Origin of the sequence: Clostridium sp. OM05-5BH, from assembly GCF_003481505.1 — a bacterium.
Taxonomy (GTDB): domain Bacteria; phylum Bacillota; class Clostridia; order Lachnospirales; family Lachnospiraceae; genus Otoolea; species Otoolea fessa.
Genome location: NZ_QULJ01000002.1, coordinates 19,855 through 40,313, shown reverse-complemented (window position 1 = coordinate 40,313; position 20,459 = coordinate 19,855). Strand labels below are relative to the sequence as shown.

The window sequence follows — 20,459 nt, the reverse complement described above, 5'->3', positions numbered from 1 at the left end:
ACTTAGTTGTCAATATCGGGAAACGCCCTTTCTTCCATAATTTATTTCTTCAATTCCTTAATCCCAGCCTCAAGCCCTGCCGCCGTCAGCGGAAACATCGGGATCTCATCTCGGATCAGGCTGATCGTGTACGCACCGTAGGCATATGCCCAGTTATTTTCCCGCATCGGGTTCAGCCAGATCGCCGACGGAAAACGCCGGTGCATCTCCTGCAGCCAGTAAATGCCCGTCCGCTCGTTGCTGTGGAAATAGTCGAGACTGCCGCCGCGGTACAGAAGTTCCGACGGCGCCATCGACGCATCCCCAACCAGGATTACCTTGTATTCCGGTTTTAGGTTGTGAAAGACCCACTCGGTCGAGATCTTATCCCTCCAGGAGCAGGACGGCGTCGTAAACAGCTGATCGTAGAAACAGTTGTGGAAATAATAAATCTTCAAATCCTTAAAATGGGACGACTGATTGACCGCCTGGAACAGCCGGTTGCACAGATCCGCATATGCCCACATCGACCCGCCGCTGTCCATCAGAAGCAGAAGCTTCGTCTGGTTCTTTCTCGGGCGCTCCATGACGAGCTCCAGACGTCCGCCTTCGTCACAGGTCTTCTCGATCGTTTTCTCCACATTGAGTTCCGTTTTCGGTCCATCCTCACGGCAGGATAAAAGACGCAGCTTTTTGAGCGCCACCTGGAACTGCCGGATCTGGATAACCGCATCGTCGCGGAAATCGCGGTAATTCCGCTGTTCCGCCACCTGCAGCGCGCTCCGGTTTTTGCCCGGTCCGCCCACGCGGATGCCCTTCGGGCTGTAACCGGAATGTCCAAATGCCGACGTACCGCCGGTTCCAATCCACTTATTGCCGCCGTGGTGCTGCTCATGCTGCTCTTTTAGTCGTTCCGCCATCATTTTACGGATATCGTCCAGATCAAGTCCCGCAAACCGCGCATCGACCTCATCCTTATCATACGGCGTCTGCGCGTGCGCCTTGGCAAGCCAGTCTAAGACCTCCTTCGGAAGTTCCTCAAACGTCTGCACATTTTTAAAATATGCCAGAAATGCCTGGTCAAATTTGTCATATTCGGACTCTTTTTTGACCAAAACCGCCCTCGCCATATAGTAAAACTCCGTCAGGCTCGCGTCGTTCAGGTTCATTTCCAGCGCATCCATCAGGCTGTTCCACTCATTGAGGCTCGTCTTCATCCCGTAAGAACGGAGTAGATACAGAAAATCAGTAAACATATCGGTTATTCTCCACCAGCTTTAAATCCTCTGTCTTTTTTAAGAGTACCCCCGCAAACGGGATCTCCTTTTCCAGCTTCTCCACCGGCACGCCGCCGATCACAAGCGCCTGAATCCAGTCCAACACCTCGGAGGTACTCGGCTTCTTCTGCAGGCCGCGCAGATCGCGCACCCGGTAGAAGGCGTCCAGCACGCCGTCGATCAGCTTCTGGTCGAGATCCAGGTAATGTGCCTTGATGATCTTCTCCATCATCGGCTGCTCCGGGAATGCAATATAATGGAAGATACAGCGACGCAGAAACGCATCCGGCAGCTCCTTCTCCGCATTGGAGGTAATAATCACAATCGGACGATGCTTCGCTTTGACAGTCTTTCCCGTCTCCGGAATGTAAAATTCCATCTTGTCAAGTTCCCAGAGCAGGTCGTTCGGGAATTCCAGATCCGCTTTATCGATCTCATCGATCAAAAGAACCGTCTGCTTTTCCTTCTCAAATGCCTCTCCCATCTTTCCGAGGCGGATATATCTGGCAATATCATCAACGCCATCCGCACCAAACTGGCTGTCGTAAAGACGCTGTACCGTATCGTACACGTAAAGACCGTCTTGTGCGCGGGTCGTCGATTTAATATTCCAGATCAAAAGTTCCATATCGAGGGATCTGGCAATCGCCTCCGCGAGCATCGTCTTTCCAGTGCCCGGTTCTCCCTTGATTAAGAGCGGCTTTTTGAGCGCCGCCGCAATGTTAACGCTGCGGATCAGTTCATCCGAAGCGATGTATTCGTCACTGCCGTGAAATTGCTGCATGGTAAATTCTCCTTTTAGAAAGTTCTCCTTTTACATAACTGTAAACACTAACAAGGGCAGCATAACGATTCAGGATCCATGCTGACTGCGATCGGTTCGGATCCATCGTTCCTCCCGATCGTCATACATAATCCTGCCCGTTTGCCACCCTATTGATTTGCGATACCAGATTGCTCCGCACTATATGCTCCCGCAATCTTCAAAACCATTCGTAATTCGCTCATTTTTCTTTGAAAAATGGCTACTTACTCATGTTTTTGGCGGGTCCCAAGGTCAAAAATTCTTCTGCAAGCAAGCTTGCGTCGAACTTCTGACCTTTTGACCCTGGTATCATCATAATATAGCAATATTCTAATAGTTTGTCAAATCGTATATATGTTAGGCTTTCATTAGAAAAACACGATTGTTACTGCTCACTATTCTACTTTGCCACCCGGATATTCTTGCTGCCGCTAAATCCTTCCGGCGGCTCTGTCTCCGTGAGGATCGTCGCTTCTTCAAACCCCCCGAACGTCACCGAACTTACCATGCCGAATTTCTGGCTGTCCGCCAGCACATAGCAGCGCTCTGTCTGGCGCATCGCCTCTTGCTTGACTAATGCCTCATTCGGATCCGGCGTCGTGAAACCGTGGCGCTTGCTGACGCCGTTGGTTCCAAAAAATCCCTTTGTAAAATGATAGCTCTGGATCGTCAGGATCGCCTGACTTCCGATGACCGCCTCCGTCGTGCCCTTTAACTCACCGCCAATCAGAATTACGCGGTTTCCGGCGGCTGCCAGCCGTTTGGCATGTGATACCGCATTCGTCACAAACGTGGCGCTGCGCGCCGGAAGATAGTCTAAGATATACCCGGTCGTCGTGCCCGCGTCCAGATAGACAAAATCATCCGGCTGGATAAGTCCCGCCGCAAACTGGGCGATTCTCCTTTTCTCCTCCTGCTGCAATTCCATCTTCTGTGCCACTGACGGCTCGGTTCCCGTAAATGTCCCGTCCGAGGACACCGCGCCGCCAAACACCTTGGTCAGGCGCCCCGCCTTGTCAAGCGCATTCAGATCCCGCCGGATCGTCGATTCCGAAACTCCCAGCACCTCTTTAATCTCAGGAACTGTCACACTCCTCTTTTTATCCAGAAGTTCCAAAATCAGTTCGTATCTTTTTTCTGTCAGCATGACTCTTTTCCTTTCATCTTCTGCTGTGGTTGAACTTTTTTTAGCTCAATTTTTCACTTCTCTCTGTCTTAATATTCTTATCAACTGCAGCTGCTTTCGACAATGACCTTCCGAATCGGCAGCACACGCCCCGGCGATACGGAAAGCTCATCCACACCCATTTTCAGGAATTCTTTTGTCAAACTCAGATCCGCGCCCAATTCGCCGCAAATACCTGCCCAGATGCCCTCGGCGTGCGCATTTTCGACAACCATGCGGATCATCGCCAGCACCGCCGGATGGTGCGGATCGTAAAATGCATCCAGCTCCGGGTTCTGACGGTCAACTGCCAGCGTATACTGGGTCAGGTCGTTCGTTCCGATGCTGAAAAAGTCCACTTTTTTCGCCAGATCCCGGCTTACCATGACTGCCGCCGGGGTTTCAATCATAATGCCCTGCTTCGGGTCGCCAAACTGGAGATTCTGTGCGGTCAGCTCCGTCTTGACCTCCTCGACAATCTTCGCGATCGCCTCGACCTCCCAGACACTTGTGATCATCGGATACATGATCTGGAGATTGCCATAGGCACTTGCCCGAAACAGCGCGCGAAGCTGTGTCTTGAAAATCTCCGGTCTTGTCAGGCAGATACGGATCGCCCGGCAGCCCATCGACGGATTTTCCTCTTTTTTCAGTTCAAAATAATCGCACTGCTTGTCCGCGCCGATGTCCAGCGTGCGGATAATGACCGGTTTGCCCGCCATCGTTTCCGCTACCTGTTTATATACCTGGAACTGCTCCTCCTCCGTCGGAAATGTTTCTTTTTCCAGATACAAAAATTCGCTGCGGAACAGTCCGATGCCCGCCGCATCGTTCTGAATGACCGATGCCAGATCCTTGCTATTGCCAATGTTCGCATACAGGCGGATCTCCTTGCCATCCAGAGTGACTGTTTCGCGCCCTTTCAGTGTTTGCAGCAGTTCTTTCTTCTCCTGTTCCTCCCGCTGCCGGCGGCGCATTGTTTCCAATGTTTCCTCATCCGGTTCCACATACAGGACTCCGTTCGTACCATCCACAACCGCAAATTTCCCATCTACCGTCTCATCGAGCGCCACGTCCGTTCCGATCAGCGCCGGAATGCTCATCGTACGCGCCAGGATCGCCGTGTGGGAATTGACGGAACCGTGTACCGTCACAAAGGATAGCACCTTGTCCTTTTCAAGCTGTACCGTCTCTGACGGTGCTAAATCATCTGCCAGAATAATCACCGGCTCGTCCGTATGGATGCCCTGACCTGCGCCTCCGGACAGAACGCGCACAATCCGCTCCGAAATATCTTTGACATCCGCCGCGCGCCCGCGCATATATTCGTCCTCCATCGCCGCAAACATCTGGGCGAAATTGTCACCGGTCACCGCAACCGCATACTCGGCATTGACCTTCTGCGTATCGATGATATTCTGAACCGCGTCCAGATAGTCCTCGTCCTCCAGCATGATCTGGTGAATCTCAAAAATCGCCGCATTCGCCTCGCCAACTTCTTTTACCGCCTTTTCATACAACTCGCCGAGCTGGCGGATGGACTCCTGAACTGCCGCATTAAACCGCGCTTTTTCCTGCTCTGCATTCTCTATTTTCGTCCGTTTTACGGTCTGCTCGCCTTTCTGATACACACATATTTTTCCAACTGCGACACCGCCAAATACACTTTTTCCACGATACGTCTGCATGACCATTCCCCTTTCCATTGATCCATTATCGAAAAATGCCGCCATGTAATAATCCCTTACATCGCGGCATCTTTGTTAAACTACATATTTTCCTTCATAAACTGGCTGACTGCCTCATAAGCTGCTTCTTCGTCCTCGCCCTCAAAGGTCAGGGTTACTTCCTGTCCGTTCTTTACCGCCAGTCCCATGATACCGAAAATCTTTTTGCAGTCGCCGCTCTTTCCATCTTTCGCCAGCTTGATCGTACTCGTAAACTGTTTTGCCGCCTTTACCAGTTCACCTGCCGGGCGTGCGTGGATTCCTTCCGGGTCTGTAATGGTATATTTAAACTCTTTCATGATGATGTTCTCCTTCTCATTATAACCTATTTTGATTGATTTGACCAAAAAATTTCTAATAAAGATTCACATTCCGTCAAAAAAAATTATTTATCTATTCTTCTACATTCTTCTTGAGAACTCCTAAGAGTACCGTCGAGATCGCCATGCCAACCACCAGTGCCAGCAGATAGAACAGCGGATTTCCCATGACTGGGAATACGAAGATTCCGCCATGCGGCGCCATCAGCGTACAGTTAAATAACATGCTCATCGCTCCCGCAACACCCGAACCGACGATGCAGGCTGGAAGCACGTGTACCGGATCGGACGCTGCAAATGGAATCGCGCCCTCCGTGATGAATGCCAGACCCATGATGAAGTTGGTCGGTCCTGCCTCGCGCTCTTCCTTTGTAAATTTCTTCTTAAACAGCATTGTTGCCAGCGCAATCGCACACGGCGGTGTCATACCGCCAATCATAACAGCTGCCATCACATCGTAGTTGCCGGAGGCGATTGCCGCCGTACCAAATACATATGCCGCCTTGTTGAATGGACCGCCCATGTCGATCGCCATCATCGCCGCCAGCACAAAACCAAGAATCAACTTACTCGAACCACCCATGCTGCTCAGACCATTGTTTAACGCCATATTGATCGCGCCCATGACCGGCTCTACGACGAAGCTCATAACCAGTCCGATGAGCAGGACGCCCACAACCGGGTAAATCAGGACCGGAGCAATCTTTTCCAGTGCCTCTGGAAGATTCTCGCACGCTTTCCGAAGCGCCAGAATCAGATATCCGGCAATAAAACCTGCCGCCAGGGCGCCAAGGAAACCTGATTTTCCCTGAGAAGCAATCATGCCGCCGACAAAACCGACTGCCAGCGCCGGGCGGTCTCCGATCGCCATCGCGATGAAACCAGCCAGAATCGGGAGCATAAAGCCAAATGCCACACCGCCGACATTTTTAAACCATGCCGCCAGCGGGGTAATCGTACCAAAGTTTACACGCTGGTCGAGCGGAAGTGCATTCATATCCACACTGAAACCATCAATCAGAAACGCAATCGCAATCAGGATGCCGCCGCCGACTACAAACGGAAGCATGTGGGAGACACCATTCATCAGCTGTGTGTAAATCTGGTGTCCGACACTGCCCGATTTGCCGCCAGAGGCTGCCTTTGCCGGGCTGCTGTTTCCAGATGATGCTGCGTGGTAAACCGGTACCTCCCCGGACGCCGCGCGCTTCAAAAGCTCCGGTGCCTTGCTGATACCGTCCGAAACCTGACATTCGATCACTCGTTTTCCGTCAAACCGATCCATCGGCACCTGTGCGTCCGCTGCCACGATGATGCAGTCCGCCGCCTCGATCTCCTGTGCCGTCAGCACATTTTTTGCTCCGGCTGAACCGCGCGTCTCAACTTTGATCTTCCATCCCTTCGCGCGTGCCGCTTTTTCCAGGCCTTCGGCAGCCATGTAGGTGTGCGCGATACCGGTCGGACAGGAAGTAACCGCTAAGATCTTCGGTCCGGCTGTCTGTTCCGTCTCTGCACCCGCTTTTTGCGCCTGAATCTCCTGACCACCTGCTTGTGCGGCATTCTCTCCATTTGTATCTGCCGCTTCTTCGCCGGAATCAGCCGCCAGTCTCTCATCGATGCCTGCCTGTTCTGCATCTGCCTTATCAATAATGGAAAGAAAGTCTTCCACCGAAGAGGCATTTCGCAGGGAATCTGAGAAATGCTCGTCCATCATGAGAACGGAAAGCTTGCTCAACACATCCAGATGTACGTTATCTTTTGTATTTGGCGCTGCAATCAGAAACAGCAGAGTGACAGGTTCGCCGTCCAGGGAGTCGAAATCCACGCCATTTTTGATGACCATCGCCGCCAGCCCCGGCTTTTTGACCGCATCACATTTTCCATGAGGAATTGCAATCCCCTCGCCGATACCGGTCGTGCTCTCTTCTTCTCTCGCATAAACCTGCTTGCGGAATGCCTCGACATCCGACAGCTTTCCGCTCGCCGCCATCAGCTCTACCGCCTTGTCCAGTGTCTCCGATTTGCTGGTGGGTGCCGCATCCAGCGATATACTTCTCGGATCCAGTAAATCAGTAATCTTCATATCTGTTGCCTCCCTATTTATGCCCGAATGTCAGGTATGCATTGCATATCCGGCAGTACATTTTGCCAGCTTCAAAAATGTCTGCATACAACCTCATCCGATTTTTGTGATTTTACAGTTCTCATACACTTTCTTTATCTCATCCTTCGTCGCCAGCTGCTCCGAAAAGGCGCTCGCGCTTCCAGCTGCCAGTCCCAAGCGGAAGGCGTGTTCATAATCTCCGCTCTCCCCGTATCCGGCCAGGAAACCGGCTACCATCGAATCTCCGGCTCCGACACCATTTTTCAAGGTTCCCTTCGGTGCTTCCGCCGCATAGACGCTTCCATCCTCCGCCAGAAGAACCGCGCCCTTGCCTGCCATCGAAACCAGCACGTTGACCGCACCTTTTTCCTGCAGCTTCTTCGCATACGGAACAACTTCCTCCCGCTCCGAGAGCTTCACGCCGAAAATGTCTCCCAGTTCATGATTGTTCGGTTTGATTAAAAATGGATGGTGTCCCAGCACATTGAGCAGCAGATCCTTGGTCGCGTCCACAACAATCCGGACGTCTCTGCCATCCAGGCGCTCCATAATCTTCTGATAAATATCATCCGGCATCGACGCTGGAATACTTCCAGCCAGCACCAACGTATCATCCGCCCCCAGTCGGTCAAGCTGGGTCATCAGCGCATCCACCGCTTCCCGCGGAATCTTCGGTCCCCGACCGTTGATCTCAGTCCCGTCGATGGATTTCAGCTTCAGGTTGATGCGGGAGACTCCCTCATCCAGGGAAATAAACTCGGCTTTCACGCCCAGCTGCTCCACTTCCTTCCGAACCTCCTCGCCGACAAACCCGGCAGTAAAGCCAAACGCCGTATTGGCAATTCCAAGGTTTTGAAGGACCGTCGAAACATTGATTCCCTTTCCGCCCGGAAGCAAAAGCTCCGAATCCGTCCGGTTGGTCAGTCCGAGCTTAAAATCGCTCACTGACACAATATAATCTAACGATGGATTAAAGGTTACCGTATAAATCATAAGCCTTCATTCCTTTCTTATCTTGATTGATTCTGACTGTATTATAAAATCATTTTCATTCAAAATCAATCAAACTTATTCACAAACATGCTGCCTCTTTTTGGGTTATATTGCACAATTTTGATTTTTTATGATTGTTTTTGATTGATTGTTTCGTGTGAATTCCGGCGAAACGATTGCTGTCACTGATGGAATAGTGTTTCCAAAAACATCATTTTTACTCAGCTTCATCTCCTCTTCTAATCGTAAAATCCGCCTTTGTTGACAAGGATTTCCCCATTTGCTATAGTAAATGAAGAATTTTGTAATATCTTTGTAATATTTCCAAGATGTTTTTATATCAGAAAGGATATACGATATGAACGATTCCCCTTTGAAACCGGCTTCTTCCAGGCGCAAAAAAATGGATAAAACAATGATGGCGATCTATTTCCTGATCCTTTTTATTGTGGCCGGGGCGGCTCTGCTGGTATTTCTATGCCTCTCTAAACCTTCTGATAAGAAGAACAAAGCAGGCTCTGATCCTTCCATCGCTTCTTCCAGCACCTTAAAAAACAGTCATCAGACCGGCACCGATGCTAAAAGTACAGCGAAAGCCAAAATCAAAGAAGAAAAGCCGGTCGATCCGTATGAAAATCTCGCGGTCGCCAATGTGGATGATGCGCTGAACCTGAGAGAAAAACCAGATACAGATGCCAAGGTACTCGGCACCTGCTTCCGCGGAGGCGGCGGTACCATTTTAAAACGCAAAAATGGCTGGACAAAAATCCGCTCCGGTGGGCTGGAGGGATGGCTCAAGGACGATTATCTTGTATTTGGCGATGATATCAAGCCGCTCGCCAAAGAGCTCGGTCTCTATATCGCTACCGTCAGCACACAGACACTCCATGTACGTGAGGAAGCCAGCACGGATTCTGCCATCGTCGGTCTGGCTGCCGCGGAAGACTACTATCCTGTACTGAGTCAGGAAACTGGATGGGTCAAAATCCAGCTTTCCGTTGACACCTCCGGTTACGTTTCTTCTGATTATGTCACAATCAGCGTCAAGCCAGGACGCGCAATCAGCATTGAGGCTGAGATGGCAGCGCTGGAGGCGGCACGGCAGGCTGCTGAAGAAGCTGAGCAGGCATCCAGAGCCGCCGAGGAGGCCCAGATTGCAGCCGCAAAATCGCAGGCAGAAGCAAACGCGGCTAAAGGTTCCTCCCAGACTTCGGGAAAATCTGGAAATTCTGGAAGCTCTTCGAAAAAGAGCACGGCTGCACCAGCCGCTAAATCATCCTACGTGATCTCCGCCTCCGAGAGCGACGTTTATCTGCTCTCCGCCTGCCTCACGATGGAAGCCAACGGCGGATCCTATGAAAGCTATCTGGCAGTCGGAAGTCTGATCGTCAACCGCGTCAAATCTGGCAAATGGGGCAAATCCATCTCCAGCGTCATCTACGCGGACGGACAGTTCCCAGGCGCGACCTCCGGCCTGCTTGACAAATATCTCGATAGAGGACCGTCCTCTACTGCCACCAAGGCGGCAAAGGCAGCGCTCGCCGGGGAAAATCAGATAGGCGACTACCTTTATTTTACCTCGACCAAATCAGCAAACTACGACAGCTACTCCAGCTATCAGGTGGTTGGTGGGAATTGTTTCTATAAAAAATAAAAGGCTAAAAAAGGCGGATTTAAACGCATTACATTAAACCTCATATACATTCCCATCGCCTTATGATATGATAATCATATCAGCCAAACATACAGACAGAGGACACCTACTGTCCATACCTTATTGATAGGTACTCTCGGAGTCTTTCCTGCAAATCATCTCACAACATTAAGCACAGAAAGCTTCCGGGAGTCCATTGATTGCAAATGGAGGAAATTATGAGAAAATCAATTTATACCTTGATGGTTTCCACTCTCATCGCAGCCGCCAGCATGACCGCCTGCTCCAGCCAGCCGTCTGAAACAACCACGGCTGAAACAACTGCCGCTGAATCCACACAGGAAAACGATACATCAGCAGAAAGCAGCGATGCCAGCGAAACAACTACTGCCGGAGAAAAAGAAACCGCCCAGACAACGGATGCAGATTATGCAGAAGACGAGACTCTGAGCGAAAAAGAAATCACAGAACTTTACCGTGGTTTTGCCAGATCCCTTCAAAGCATCATCGCCAATAAAAATATGAACGATTTAGCCGAGCTGCTTGTCTATCCGTCCTACATCGGCATCGATGACGGGATTGTCGTAAATAACAGAACTGAATTTATGGCTCTCGACGCAGACAAGGTATTTACCGACGCGCTGATTGAGGCAGTCAAGACAGCCGATGTTTCTTCCACCGAACTGACCAAGGCAGGTTTCATCGTAGGCGATCCATCCGGTAAACCGGCAGTTACCTTTGGTCTGGACAAAGAGGGATCTATCGGTATCACAGGTATTAACTACTAATCAGATATAAAATAGTGAAAAAGAGCGCCGCAACACTCACAAACCGGCTTTCCATTTCTGGTAAAACCGCTCCATGAGTGCCGCAGCGCTCTTTTCTACGTTACAGCCAGACAACTGCATCCATCAATCCGGCTGACTGCTTCTTCTACATTATCCTTCAATCGCAATATATTTTTTCTGCTCGACTTCCGGTTTTGCTTCTTTCTTCGGAACAAAAATCTTCAAAATACCATGCTTAAATTCCGCCTTGATATCTTCCTCTGTTATATCATCACCGACATAGAAGCTTCTCGCACTGGAACCTGCGTAACGCTCTCTGCGGATGTAACGACCGGACTTTTTCTCCTTCTCGTCCTCATCCAGTCCCTTCGCAGCCTGAATCGTCAGATTACCATCTTCCAGGGAAATCGAAATCTCTTCTTTCTTAAATCCCGGCAGATCCATCTCCAGCTCATAGCCATCTTCCATTTCCTTGATATCGGTCTTCATCAGGTTCTGTCCATGGCGTCCATACAGCTTTTTCTCTATCTTCTGTCCGGCGTTATCATCATAAAACGGAAAATCATTAAAGAAATCATCAAACAAATTTTCTCCAAAAATACTCGGCATTAACATAAGTCATCTCTCCTTTTCTAACTTCATTTCATTATGTTTATTTACCAACATTTTCGGAACCGGGACGGTCTGGGAACTTTTCTTTTCTTCCTCTTCCTTCGTTCTGGCTATGTTATAGCACTTCTTATTAGCACTGTCAAGAGGCGAGTGCTAATTTTTTTGTGAAGAATTTGTGAACGCTACGAGCCATGCACATTTACGTGAAAGAGCCATCTTTCAAGCTTGCTTGATAAAGATGGCTCTTTCATGGAAATGTATAGGGCGACAGCCCTACAGCGAGGGAAGTCTTTCCCGAGCTGTGCATGGCGTATGCCACTACTTCACAGGGATTTTTCACTTACTTTCGCACTCGATTTTCTTGATTTGACCACATTTTTACCACAAATTCTTGGAAAAATATATTCGTCTGATTTTCTTACCACATTTTACGACAACAACTTATGGTTTATACCACAGCAGGTACGGTTTCTGGCAGGTTCATTTTAGACATCTCATTCTCCACATGAGACTTATCTGAAATATGATTATAGACATTCATTGTGATCTGTGCATCTGAATGGCCCATCACATACTGCATAACTTTGGGATTGACATTGTTCTCACCCAATCTGGTACATCCCGTATGACGAAGGGTATGCGATGAAATAGGAGGCATCAACTCCGGCTCTCGCTTCTCTTCTTCTGCCAATTTGCTTTCTTTTTTATTATAAAAACACAATAAAAATCTGATTATCCGCTAAAACACAGTATCTATCAGCATTTTCAAGGAAACAAATACATCAATTTACTACTTATTTACTACCATTGAATGAGCCTTGATACGCAAGTTTTCCTAGATATGCAAAGATATGGTACAGCACATCAGTATTGAAACAAGAAAAAATTGAATAACTCATAGACTATGGAACGCCTAACATGACGTTCCTTTTCTATTTCCAGCCGTTCATTATGGACGGCTATTTTATTACCCAAAATGAAAGGAGCATTAGATTTATGAAAAAGATGTTAAAACGATTGTGTACGGGCTTCTTAGCTCTTGCAACTGTCGTTACTGCTTTACCGACTACACCCGTTCATGCAGAAAGTAAGCAATACTGGACGGAGTCAAAAGAACGTGTCGGTATCGTTGAAAAAGTAATGAATGACGGTTCGATTGGTTCTACCTTTAATGAGGGACATTTGACCGTTGAGGGCGAGGACGCTTACTGTATCGACATTAACACAGATTTTAAGAATGGTTACAAGACCAGAGCTGACGCTAGCACCCGTATGAGTGCCGACCAGATAAGCGACGTTGCCTTATCTATCGAATATGTAAAACAGTACACAGACAGCCACAGCGGAATAAGCAAAAATCACGCTTACCTTTTAAGACAGCTTGTTGTCTGGCAGAGATTAAGCGTACATCTTGGCTGGCAATGTGATAACGTGCGAGCTTCTTATAATGAAATTCCAAAAGCTACGCAGGACGAAGTTTTCGCTGGTGCAAAAGCCTTTGTCAAAGAGAATAAAGGACGCTATGAATGTGGCGGTTATATCTACTCTGGCGAGGGGCAGGAGTTGGGACAATTCTGGGCGAAATTAAATGTCGGAAATGCGAAATTGCAAAAGACTTCCAGTAATACCAGCATCACAGACGGTAACGAAAATTACTCTATCGCTGGTGCAACATACGGTGTCTTTGCTGATAAGGACTGCACGAAACAGCTTGCCACCCTTACGACTGATAAAAACGGAAATACAGATGTTGTAGAGGTAACGGCTGGCACAGTCTATATCAAGGAATTATCCGCACCAGCAGGATATAAAGTAGATAAAACTGTATATTCCTTAAAGGTTGAAGCTGGAAAGACAGCGACCTTGAACGTATCTGATACACCAAAGGTAACAGACACTTTGATTGAGCTTTTTAAGATTGATATGGAAACACAGAAAGACAATCCGCAGGGGAACGCTTCTCTAGCAGGTGCGGAATTTACATGGAAATATTATGCAGGCTTCTATACGAAAGACAATCTCCCTGCAGAAGCTACTCGTACATGGGTTACAAAGACAATCGCTGAAACTGACAGCGACGGGACAACCCATTACATCACAAAATTAGCGGACGCATACAAGGTGTCTGGCGACAGTTTCTATATGCAGGACGGAAAAGCCGTTCTTCCTTTAGGAACACTAACCGTTGAGGAAACAAAAGCTCCAAACGGTTATTTGTTAGACGGTGCATATATGCAGGCTGGCGATAAGTCGGAACAGATTAAGGGCTTATACCTTACACAGATTACAGAGGACGGCGACCTTGCCGTATTATTTGGAAGTAACCAGTTTTCCGTATCAGACAAGGTTATCCGTGGCGGTGTGAAAATTCAGAAACGAGATTTAGAAACGGGCGATACAAAGCCACAAGGAAGTGCTACCTTGAAAGATACTGCCTTTGACATCATTTCCTTAAATGACAATTCTGTTTTGGTTGAGGGCAAATTATACAAGAAAAATGAAGTGGTAAAGACAATCCATACAGACATTGAGGGTGTCGCTTCTACTTCTGCCGACCTTTTACCTTATGGAAAATTCCGTATCGTTGAGAGTGAAGCTCCAAACGGATATTTGACAGACGGTGCAAAACCGATTGATTTTACAATCACAGAGAATGGAAAAATCGTGGACTTAACCGACAAAGCCCACTCTATCTACAATCAGATTAAGCGTGGAGATATTGAGGGCGTGAAAATCGGTGCAGTCACACACAAGCGTCTTGCTGATGTTCCCTTTAGGATCACAAGCAAGACAACGGGAGAAAGTCATGTCGTGGTAACTGATGATAACGGGCAGTTCTCTACTTCTGCTGACTGGGCTTCTCATAAGCACAATACCAACGCAGGAAAGACCAGCGAGGACGGTGTATGGTTTGGAACTTCTGAACCAGACGACAGCAAAGGGGCGTTGCCTTATGATACTTATATCATTGAGGAATTACGCTCTGACAGCAACAAAGGCTTTGAACTTATCCCACCTTTTGAAATCGTGGTATCAAGAAATAACCTTGTGATTGATTTAGGAACGCTGACTGATGAATACGAAAAAGAAATCTCTATCCATACCACAGCGACCAGCAAGGACGGCGAAAAAACTATCCTTGCAGGAAAAGAAATCACGATTGTAGATACTGTAAAATTGGACGGTTTGAAGAAAGGCACAAAGTATCAGTTGAAAGGCTGGCAAATGCTGAAAGAAGAAAACGCCGAACTTATAATTGACGGAAAGCGTGTAGAAAATGACTATACCTTTGTCGCTGATGATGAAGAAATGAAAGTGGAAATTTCCTATACATTCAATGCGTCTGCTTTAGGTGGCAAAAATCTTGTTACCTTTGAAGAATTGTATGATTTAAGCAATCCAGAAGAACCCGTAAAAGTTGCGGAACATAAAGACATTGAGGACGACGGACAGACGGTACTTATCACAGAGCGTATCATCAAAATACATACGACTGCTACCGATAAGGACGGCAACAAAGAAATTGAAGCTGGAAAAGACGTTACAATCATTGATACCGTAACCTTAGAGGGCTTAGAAGTCGGCACACAGTACAAACTTGTAGGCTGGCAGATGTTGAAAGAAGAAAATGCAGAGCTTCTTATCAATGGAAAACGTGTGGAAAGTGATTACACCTTTACCGCAGACAGCGAAACTATGAAAGTGGAAGTTGCCTTTACTTTTGACGCTACTTCTCTTGACGGAAAACAGCTAGTAACTTTTGAAGAATTGTACGATTTGAGCAATCCAGACGAGCCGAAGAAAGTTACCGAGCATAAAGACATTGACGACGAGGGACAGACGATTACCTTTAAGGAAAAACCCAAAGTCCCAGAAGAACCAGAGAAACCCGAAACACCGCAGACACCAGATACACCGCATAAAACAGACAGTCCAAAAACTGGCGATAACACGAACCTTTACGGACTGCTTGCATTATTACTAACTTCTGGTGCTGGACTGGCAGGTATCTTCTTCTGCAAACGTCGTAAAATGAAGAAATCATAAGGCGGTAACGGTATGAGAAAAGAAAAATCACGCTCTCCGCCGAAGCTGTCAAACGGCAGACTTCCTCTTATTCTGGCTTGTCTGCCAACCACCTGCAAGAACACGGATAGTCAAGGGTGCGTAAGCATTTATTTTACCCTTTACTATCGGTGGGATTGCTGGTACTTCCCGAATTGCCAGAATAAGAAATCACAATCAATTTATCAAAAATAGAAAGAAACGAGGTAAAACAATATGGAAATGAAATATGTCGTGCCAGATATGGCACAGTCTTTTGGAACTCTTGAATTTGCAGGCGAAAGCGAGCCTATCTTTGAAAAGGATAAAAATAATCGCAAATTTTTAGCCAGACGAAGCTATAACCTTTATTCTGACGTACAGAAAGGCGAAAATGTTGTGGTGGAAATTCCCGTGCAGGCTGGCGAAAAGCATTTCAAGTATGAGCAGAACGTAAAACTTGTCAATCCGAAGTTATATGGCAGAGGTTATGCAATCGGGGATATGGGACATACCGATTATGTGTTGCTTGCTGATGATATTGTAGCAGTTGAAGAAAAGTAAAGGAGTGAAGAATTTATGAGATTATCAAACGGGTTTGTCATTGACAAAGAGAAAACATTTGGAGAATTAAAATTTACAGCGGTGCGTGATGTGTTCTTGCAGAATGAGGACGGGACACCGAGTACCCAGCTTAAAAAGCGTATCTATGATTTAAAGTGCAGTTTGCATGGTGGAATTATCCCCGTGTCCGTACCGCCAGAAATACCGTTAAGAGAATTTCCGTACAATGCAGTTGTGGAGCTTGTCAATCCAGAAGCAAATACAGTATCAAGAAAGATTTTTGGCGGTGCAGAGGTGGATTGGTATGTTAAGGCAGAGGATATTGTATTGAAGAATAAGCCGAGCCAGAACACAGGCAATCCACAGAACCATACACCGCAAGGACAGCCAAAAAAATAAAAATTCTCCTCATAGGCTAGAAAAATAGCGCTACTCTCCCGTTAGTAGATTGCCTACCTTATCGTAAATGGTTAAAATAACGATAGGAGGTGGCACAAATGTATCAAATCAACAATGAAAAATTCGGACAATTTTTAGCCGAAGTGCGAAAAGAAAAACAAATGACACAAAAGGACTTAGCAGATAAGTTGTTTGTGTCGGATAAAACAGTTAGTAAATGGGAACGTGGAAACAGTATGCCAAATGTTACATTACTTATCCCTATTGCTGATGTACTCGGTATTACAGTAACAGAACTTTTACAAGGAGAAAAATTAAAAGAGAACAAGACACTAAATAGTGATGTGGTAGAAACTCTTGTAGTAAACTCGTTAGACTTGTCATTACGTGACACAATACGCCAACGAAAAAAGAATTGGATATTTGCATTTCTTATCTCAATCGGTGTGGTGATTGTAGAAGCAATATTATTAACTGTTTCTGGAATTTCCATAAAACAAATGGGCGATAGTTTGTATATATCTTTGCTAATGCTTTTGTTTGCAAGTTGGTTTTGTGTTTTTGCAAAAGAATTATTACCGACATATTATGATACAAATAAAGTTAATTTTGTATCACAAGGAATTTTTAGAATACACATGGCAGGACTATCTTTTAATAATGCAAACTGGGGATATGTATTAACAGTATTTAGAGTATTTACATTAGGGACTGCTATTCTATACCCTATTATCTGTTATATCAGTTTTTTAGTTGGTGGTATTTCAGCGTGGAATAGTGTAAAATATCCAACTATCATTATTCTAGTGATAGGACTGTTAGTAGTAACCTATATTGTTGGAAAGAAGTACGAATAATGATATAAGCAGTTAGTCTTAGGATTGACTGCTTTTTTCGTACCCAGAAAGGAGTGATTGATTTATGTGTATGATTTGGAACAAAGGACACCGTATCAGAGCCAGCGACAAGCACCTTGTCTACCATTTTTCCATAGGGACGCTTCTGTTTGTATTCGTGGCGGTTCTCCTACTACTGAATATCAAACAGCTCATGCGTACCGACTGGGAGCATTTCAGCTTGTTAGAGAATGGCTTGACACTTTCCCCTTACAACTTCATAACCATACTGATAGCGACTGGTGTTTGTGCATTGGTCGCTTTTCTGTACTACCGCTTCTGTTACGACAGTTTCAAGAAGCTCCTGCACCGTCAAAAGCTGGCAAGAATGGTACTGGAAAATAAATGGTATGAAGCTGATACCGTACAAGACAGCGGTTTTTTTACTGACCTGCAAAGCAGATCAAGGGAAAAAATCGTCTGGTTTCCAAAGATTTATTATCAAATGGAAAAGGGACTGCTTCATATCCGCTGTGAAATCACATTAGGAAAATATCAAGACCAGCTTTTACGGTTAGAGGATAAATTGGAAAGTGGCTTATATTGTGAACTGACCGACAAGACCCTGCATGACGGCTATATAGAATACACCTTGCTTTATGATATGATAGCGAACCGCATTACCATTGATGAAGTACGGGCAGAAAACGGTTGTCTTAGGCTGATGAAAAATCTTGTCTGGGAATATGACGCACTCCCTCACGCTCTTATCGCTGGTGGGACTGGTGGCGGTAAAACCTATTTTCTGCTGACGCTCATTGAAGCCTTACTGCATACTAACGCTGTCCTTTACATCTTAGACCCGAAGAACGCTGACCTTGCAGACTTAGGGACAGTTATGGGAAATGTATATCACACCAAAGAAGAAATGATAGATTGCGTCAATGCCTTTTATGAGGGTATGCTACAGCGAAGTGAGGAAATGAAGCAACATCCGAACTATAAGACGGGCGAAAACTACGCCTATCTTGGACTGCCACCCTGCTTTCTTATCTTTGATGAATATGTAGCATTTTTTGAAATGCTGGGGACGAAAGAAAGCGTGAGCCTACTTAGCCAGTTAAAGAAAATCGTTATGTTAGGACGACAAGCAGGTTATTTCCTTATCGTTGCCTGCCAGCGTCCAGACGCAAAGTATTTCTCGGACGGTATCAGAGATAACTTCAATTTCCGTGTGGGATTGGGGCGTATCAGCGAATTGGGTTACGGTATGCTGTTTGGTTCAGATGTGAAAAAACAGTTTTTCCAGAAGCGTATCAAGGGGCGTGGCTATTGTGATGTAGGAACAAGCGTCATAAGTGAATTTTACACGCCGTTAGTGCCGAAAGGACATGATTTTTTGCAGACTATCGGCTCTCTTTCACAGGCAAGGCAGGACGGGACGGCGACGTGCGAAGCGAAAGGCGACGGCACGGACTAGCCGTTGCTGGTGTGGCGTCAGCCACGCCAGCAGGTAAAACCCCTCGGTATCTAACAGAGGGGTACGTTTGCAAATAGACAATAGACGAAAAACACAGGAAACATAAGGCTTATCGCATGGTTTCCTAGCAAAAATCGGCTGTGAAGTCGCCTTAAAAAACTTCACACTTGACAGATTGGGGGTATGGTTCTGAATGAAGAACAATGGATAAAAGAATTACGGGAAAAACGGATTGCTTACGGTATCTCACAAGGCAGGCTGGCGGTGGCGTCTGGTATCACAAGAGAATATCTCAACAAGATAGAAAGCGGAAAAATGAAGCCGTCAAAGGAACTTCTGAATACTCTGCATAAAGAACTGGCAAAGTTCAATCCAGAAGCACCGCTTACCATGCTGTTTGATTATGTGAAAATTCGTTTTCCCACGCTGGATATACAGCACATCATCAAAGATATATTAAAACTGAATATCAACTATATGCTCCATGAAAATTACGGGCGTTACAGTTATACGGAGCATTACTCTTTAGGGGACATCTTTATCTATACGTCGGCTGACGAAGAAAAAGGTGTCCTTTTAGAGTTAAAGGGGCGTGGTTGCAGGCAGTTTGAAAGTTACCTGCTGGCACAGCAAAGAAGCTGGTATGACTTTCTTATGGACGCACTTATAGACGGTGGCGTGATGAAGCGTATCGACCTTGCTATCAACGACCATACGGGCATTTTGGATATTCCAGAGCTTGCGGAAAAATGCAGGAAACGGGAATATATCGGAAAGTCCAGAAGCTATAAGTTTTACCAGTCGGGCGAGCTTATCAAGCACAGAGAGGACGACAGAGAATATATGGGGCGTACCCTTTATCTTGGGTCGCTGAAATCAGATGTGTATTTCTGTATCTATGAAAAGGACTATGAGCAGTACGTCAAGTTAGGGACACCTCTGGAAGAAGCCGACATTATCAACCGTTTTGAAATACGGCTTCGCAATGAACGAGCCTATTATGCGGTACGAGATTTACTGACCTATTATGACGCAGAACAGACCGCTTTTTCTATCATCAATCAGTATGTGCGGTTTGTTGATGAAGAACCCGACAAGCGAAAAAATGACTGGAAGCTCAATGACCGCTGGGCTTGGTTTATCGGCGATAACAGACAGAGCTTGAAGCTGACGACAAAACCAGAGCCTTACACCTTAGACCGCACATTGCGGTGGGTACAACGGCAGGTAGCACCGACCTTAAAAATGCTGAAAAAGATTGATAAGGGAAACGGTACAGACTACATGGAAACAATCGAACAGCAGGCAAAGCTCACAGAAAAGCATGAAATGATAATCAAACAGCAGACGACCCCTGCAAAAGATTTAGTAGAAAGTTAGGAGTGATAAAAAATGTGGGTATTATTAAAAGACTTCCTGCTGGTATCTATGGGAATGGGTATCGGCGTAGTCTTGATGTGTATTTTGAATGTCGGCAAAGAAGCTGACTATGAAATGGAACAATTAAAAGAAAGCGAGGACAATTAAATGAATTTCGGACAAAATTTATGTGCGACTCGTTCCTTAGTGAAAAGCTAAGGCACTAATAAAAGAACGAAAAAGTTTGATTATTAGGAGAACTGATAATCTGACAGGTGGAATGATGAAGTAACGCTCTGAAACGCCTGCCCTGAGCCTCCGACAAGCATTGTATGAGGAAACTCAGAATGTTT

18 protein-coding genes are annotated in these 20,459 nt (G+C 46.4%); 9 read left to right on the top strand and 9 right to left on the bottom strand.

The features are described from left to right. Positions 1 to 41: 41 nt before the first annotated feature. The 7 genes from DXB70_RS02730 to pfkB form a co-directional block, all read right to left on the bottom strand. On the bottom strand, positions 42 to 1,235 hold the full coding sequence (locus tag DXB70_RS02730) for a VWA domain-containing protein (protein WP_117796347.1): 1,194 nt from the start codon (positions 1,233 to 1,235) through the stop codon (positions 42 to 44). Then, complete coding sequence (locus DXB70_RS02725; RefSeq protein WP_118672613.1) at positions 1,225 to 2,040, bottom strand: MoxR family ATPase; 816 nt, start codon at positions 2,038 to 2,040, stop codon at positions 1,225 to 1,227. The genes DXB70_RS02730 and DXB70_RS02725 overlap by 11 nt, the downstream gene beginning before the upstream one ends. Before the next feature lie 421 nt (positions 2,041 to 2,461). Further along, positions 2,462 to 3,208, bottom strand: a complete 747-nt coding sequence (locus tag DXB70_RS02720) for a DeoR/GlpR family DNA-binding transcription regulator (protein ID WP_118467835.1) — start codon at positions 3,206 to 3,208, stop codon at positions 2,462 to 2,464. An 80-nt stretch (positions 3,209 to 3,288) separates the two neighbouring features. Beyond that, the gene (gene ptsP / locus DXB70_RS02715) at positions 3,289 to 4,914 is read right to left on the bottom strand and encodes a phosphoenolpyruvate--protein phosphotransferase (RefSeq protein WP_118468087.1); all 1,626 of its coding nucleotides are present in this window, start codon (positions 4,912 to 4,914) and stop codon (positions 3,289 to 3,291) included. An 80-nt stretch (positions 4,915 to 4,994) separates the two neighbouring features. Then, complete coding sequence (locus DXB70_RS02710) at positions 4,995 to 5,252, bottom strand: HPr family phosphocarrier protein (protein ID WP_022359198.1); 258 nt, start codon at positions 5,250 to 5,252, stop codon at positions 4,995 to 4,997. Positions 5,253 to 5,346: 94 nt separating this feature from the next. Beyond that, positions 5,347 to 7,356: a PTS fructose transporter subunit IIABC gene (locus tag DXB70_RS02705; protein ID WP_118672612.1), complete on the bottom strand. Its 2,010-nt coding sequence runs from the start codon at positions 7,354 to 7,356 to the stop codon at positions 5,347 to 5,349. 93 nt (positions 7,357 to 7,449) lie between these two features. Beyond that, a complete protein-coding gene (gene pfkB, locus DXB70_RS02700) occupies positions 7,450 to 8,370 on the bottom strand; it encodes a 1-phosphofructokinase (protein ID WP_118672611.1) in 921 nt (306 codons plus the stop codon). A gap of 403 nt (positions 8,371 to 8,773) precedes the next feature. Between pfkB and DXB70_RS02695 the strand changes: the two genes are divergently transcribed. Together DXB70_RS02695 and DXB70_RS02690 are read left to right on the top strand one after the other, a co-directional pair. Next, entirely contained in the window at positions 8,774 to 10,024 is a 1,251-nt protein-coding gene (locus DXB70_RS02695; protein WP_243033946.1) for a cell wall hydrolase, read from the top strand. 218 nt (positions 10,025 to 10,242) lie between these two features. Beyond that, positions 10,243 to 10,812: a hypothetical protein gene (locus DXB70_RS02690; RefSeq protein WP_118293599.1), complete on the top strand. Its 570-nt coding sequence runs from the start codon at positions 10,243 to 10,245 to the stop codon at positions 10,810 to 10,812. Positions 10,813 to 10,962: 150 nt separating this feature from the next. On the opposite strand, the gene DXB70_RS02685 is transcribed toward DXB70_RS02690, so the two are convergent. Together DXB70_RS02685 and DXB70_RS02680 are read right to left on the bottom strand one after the other, a co-directional pair. After that, a complete protein-coding gene (locus DXB70_RS02685; RefSeq protein WP_118293600.1) occupies positions 10,963 to 11,427 on the bottom strand; it encodes an Hsp20/alpha crystallin family protein in 465 nt (154 codons plus the stop codon). A gap of 445 nt (positions 11,428 to 11,872) precedes the next feature. Beyond that, positions 11,873 to 12,115, bottom strand: coding sequence for a tyrosine-type recombinase/integrase (locus tag DXB70_RS02680; RefSeq protein WP_243099892.1), 243 nt, complete (start codon positions 12,113 to 12,115; stop codon positions 11,873 to 11,875). Positions 12,116 to 12,420: 305 nt separating this feature from the next. On the opposite strand from DXB70_RS02680, the gene DXB70_RS02675 reads away from it, so the two are divergent. The 7 genes from DXB70_RS02675 (at position 12,421) to DXB70_RS02635 (ending at position 20,274) form a co-directional block, all read left to right on the top strand. Next, positions 12,421 to 15,471 carry an SrtB-anchored collagen-binding adhesin gene (locus DXB70_RS02675; protein WP_058692487.1) on the top strand — a complete coding sequence of 1,017 codons (3,051 nt, stop codon included), beginning with the start codon at positions 12,421 to 12,423 and terminating at the stop codon, positions 15,469 to 15,471. Between the two features lie 234 nt (positions 15,472 to 15,705). Beyond that, the gene (locus DXB70_RS02665; protein ID WP_021402862.1) at positions 15,706 to 16,032 is read left to right on the top strand and encodes a YdcP family protein; all 327 of its coding nucleotides are present in this window, start codon (positions 15,706 to 15,708) and stop codon (positions 16,030 to 16,032) included. A gap of 15 nt (positions 16,033 to 16,047) precedes the next feature. Continuing rightward, entirely contained in the window at positions 16,048 to 16,431 is a 384-nt protein-coding gene (locus DXB70_RS02660) for a YdcP family protein (protein ID WP_032544356.1), read from the top strand. Positions 16,432 to 16,529: 98 nt separating this feature from the next. Then, entirely contained in the window at positions 16,530 to 17,288 is a 759-nt protein-coding gene (locus DXB70_RS02655) for a helix-turn-helix transcriptional regulator (RefSeq protein ID WP_004613604.1), read from the top strand. Between the two features lie 64 nt (positions 17,289 to 17,352). Then, on the top strand, positions 17,353 to 18,747 hold the full coding sequence (locus tag DXB70_RS02650) for an FtsK/SpoIIIE domain-containing protein (protein WP_021402858.1): 1,395 nt from the start codon (positions 17,353 to 17,355) through the stop codon (positions 18,745 to 18,747). Positions 18,748 to 18,930: 183 nt separating this feature from the next. Then, positions 18,931 to 20,127, top strand: a complete 1,197-nt coding sequence (gene mobT / locus DXB70_RS02640; protein WP_008787615.1) for a MobT family relaxase — start codon at positions 18,931 to 18,933, stop codon at positions 20,125 to 20,127. A gap of 12 nt (positions 20,128 to 20,139) precedes the next feature. Next, positions 20,140 to 20,274 (top strand): DUF3789 domain-containing protein, encoded by a 135-nt coding sequence (locus tag DXB70_RS02635; protein ID WP_017143882.1) that lies wholly within the window; start codon positions 20,140 to 20,142, stop codon positions 20,272 to 20,274. Positions 20,275 to 20,459 lie beyond the last annotated feature (185 nt).

Bases quoted from the DNA above. Each gene is read 5' to 3' on its own strand.
- mobT (WP_008787615.1), top strand. From the start codon at position 18,931: ATGGTTCTGAATGAAGAACAATGGATAAAAGAATTACGGGAAAAACGG.
- DXB70_RS02675 (WP_058692487.1), top strand. From the start codon at position 12,421: ATGAAAAAGATGTTAAAACGATTGTGTACGGGCTTCTTAGCTCTTGCA.
- DXB70_RS02720 (WP_118467835.1), bottom strand. From the start codon at position 3,208: ATGCTGACAGAAAAAAGATACGAACTGATTTTGGAACTTCTGGATAAA.
- DXB70_RS02655 (WP_004613604.1), top strand. From the start codon at position 16,530: ATGTATCAAATCAACAATGAAAAATTCGGACAATTTTTAGCCGAAGTG.
- DXB70_RS02635 (WP_017143882.1), top strand. From the start codon at position 20,140: ATGTGGGTATTATTAAAAGACTTCCTGCTGGTATCTATGGGAATGGGT.
- DXB70_RS02665 (WP_021402862.1), top strand. From the start codon at position 15,706: ATGGAAATGAAATATGTCGTGCCAGATATGGCACAGTCTTTTGGAACT.
- DXB70_RS02660 (WP_032544356.1), top strand. From the start codon at position 16,048: ATGAGATTATCAAACGGGTTTGTCATTGACAAAGAGAAAACATTTGGA.
- DXB70_RS02695 (WP_243033946.1), top strand. From the start codon at position 8,774: ATGGATAAAACAATGATGGCGATCTATTTCCTGATCCTTTTTATTGTG.
- DXB70_RS02690 (WP_118293599.1), top strand. From the start codon at position 10,243: ATGAGAAAATCAATTTATACCTTGATGGTTTCCACTCTCATCGCAGCC.
- DXB70_RS02710 (WP_022359198.1), bottom strand. From the start codon at position 5,252: ATGAAAGAGTTTAAATATACCATTACAGACCCGGAAGGAATCCACGCA.
- DXB70_RS02650 (WP_021402858.1), top strand. From the start codon at position 17,353: ATGTGTATGATTTGGAACAAAGGACACCGTATCAGAGCCAGCGACAAG.
- DXB70_RS02725 (WP_118672613.1), bottom strand. From the start codon at position 2,040: ATGCAGCAATTTCACGGCAGTGACGAATACATCGCTTCGGATGAACTG.
- DXB70_RS02685 (WP_118293600.1), bottom strand. From the start codon at position 11,427: ATGTTAATGCCGAGTATTTTTGGAGAAAATTTGTTTGATGATTTCTTT.
- DXB70_RS02705 (WP_118672612.1), bottom strand. From the start codon at position 7,356: ATGAAGATTACTGATTTACTGGATCCGAGAAGTATATCGCTGGATGCG.
- ptsP (WP_118468087.1), bottom strand. From the start codon at position 4,914: ATGCAGACGTATCGTGGAAAAAGTGTATTTGGCGGTGTCGCAGTTGGA.
- DXB70_RS02730 (WP_117796347.1), bottom strand. From the start codon at position 1,235: ATGTTTACTGATTTTCTGTATCTACTCCGTTCTTACGGGATGAAGACG.
- pfkB (WP_118672611.1), bottom strand. From the start codon at position 8,370: ATGATTTATACGGTAACCTTTAATCCATCGTTAGATTATATTGTGTCA.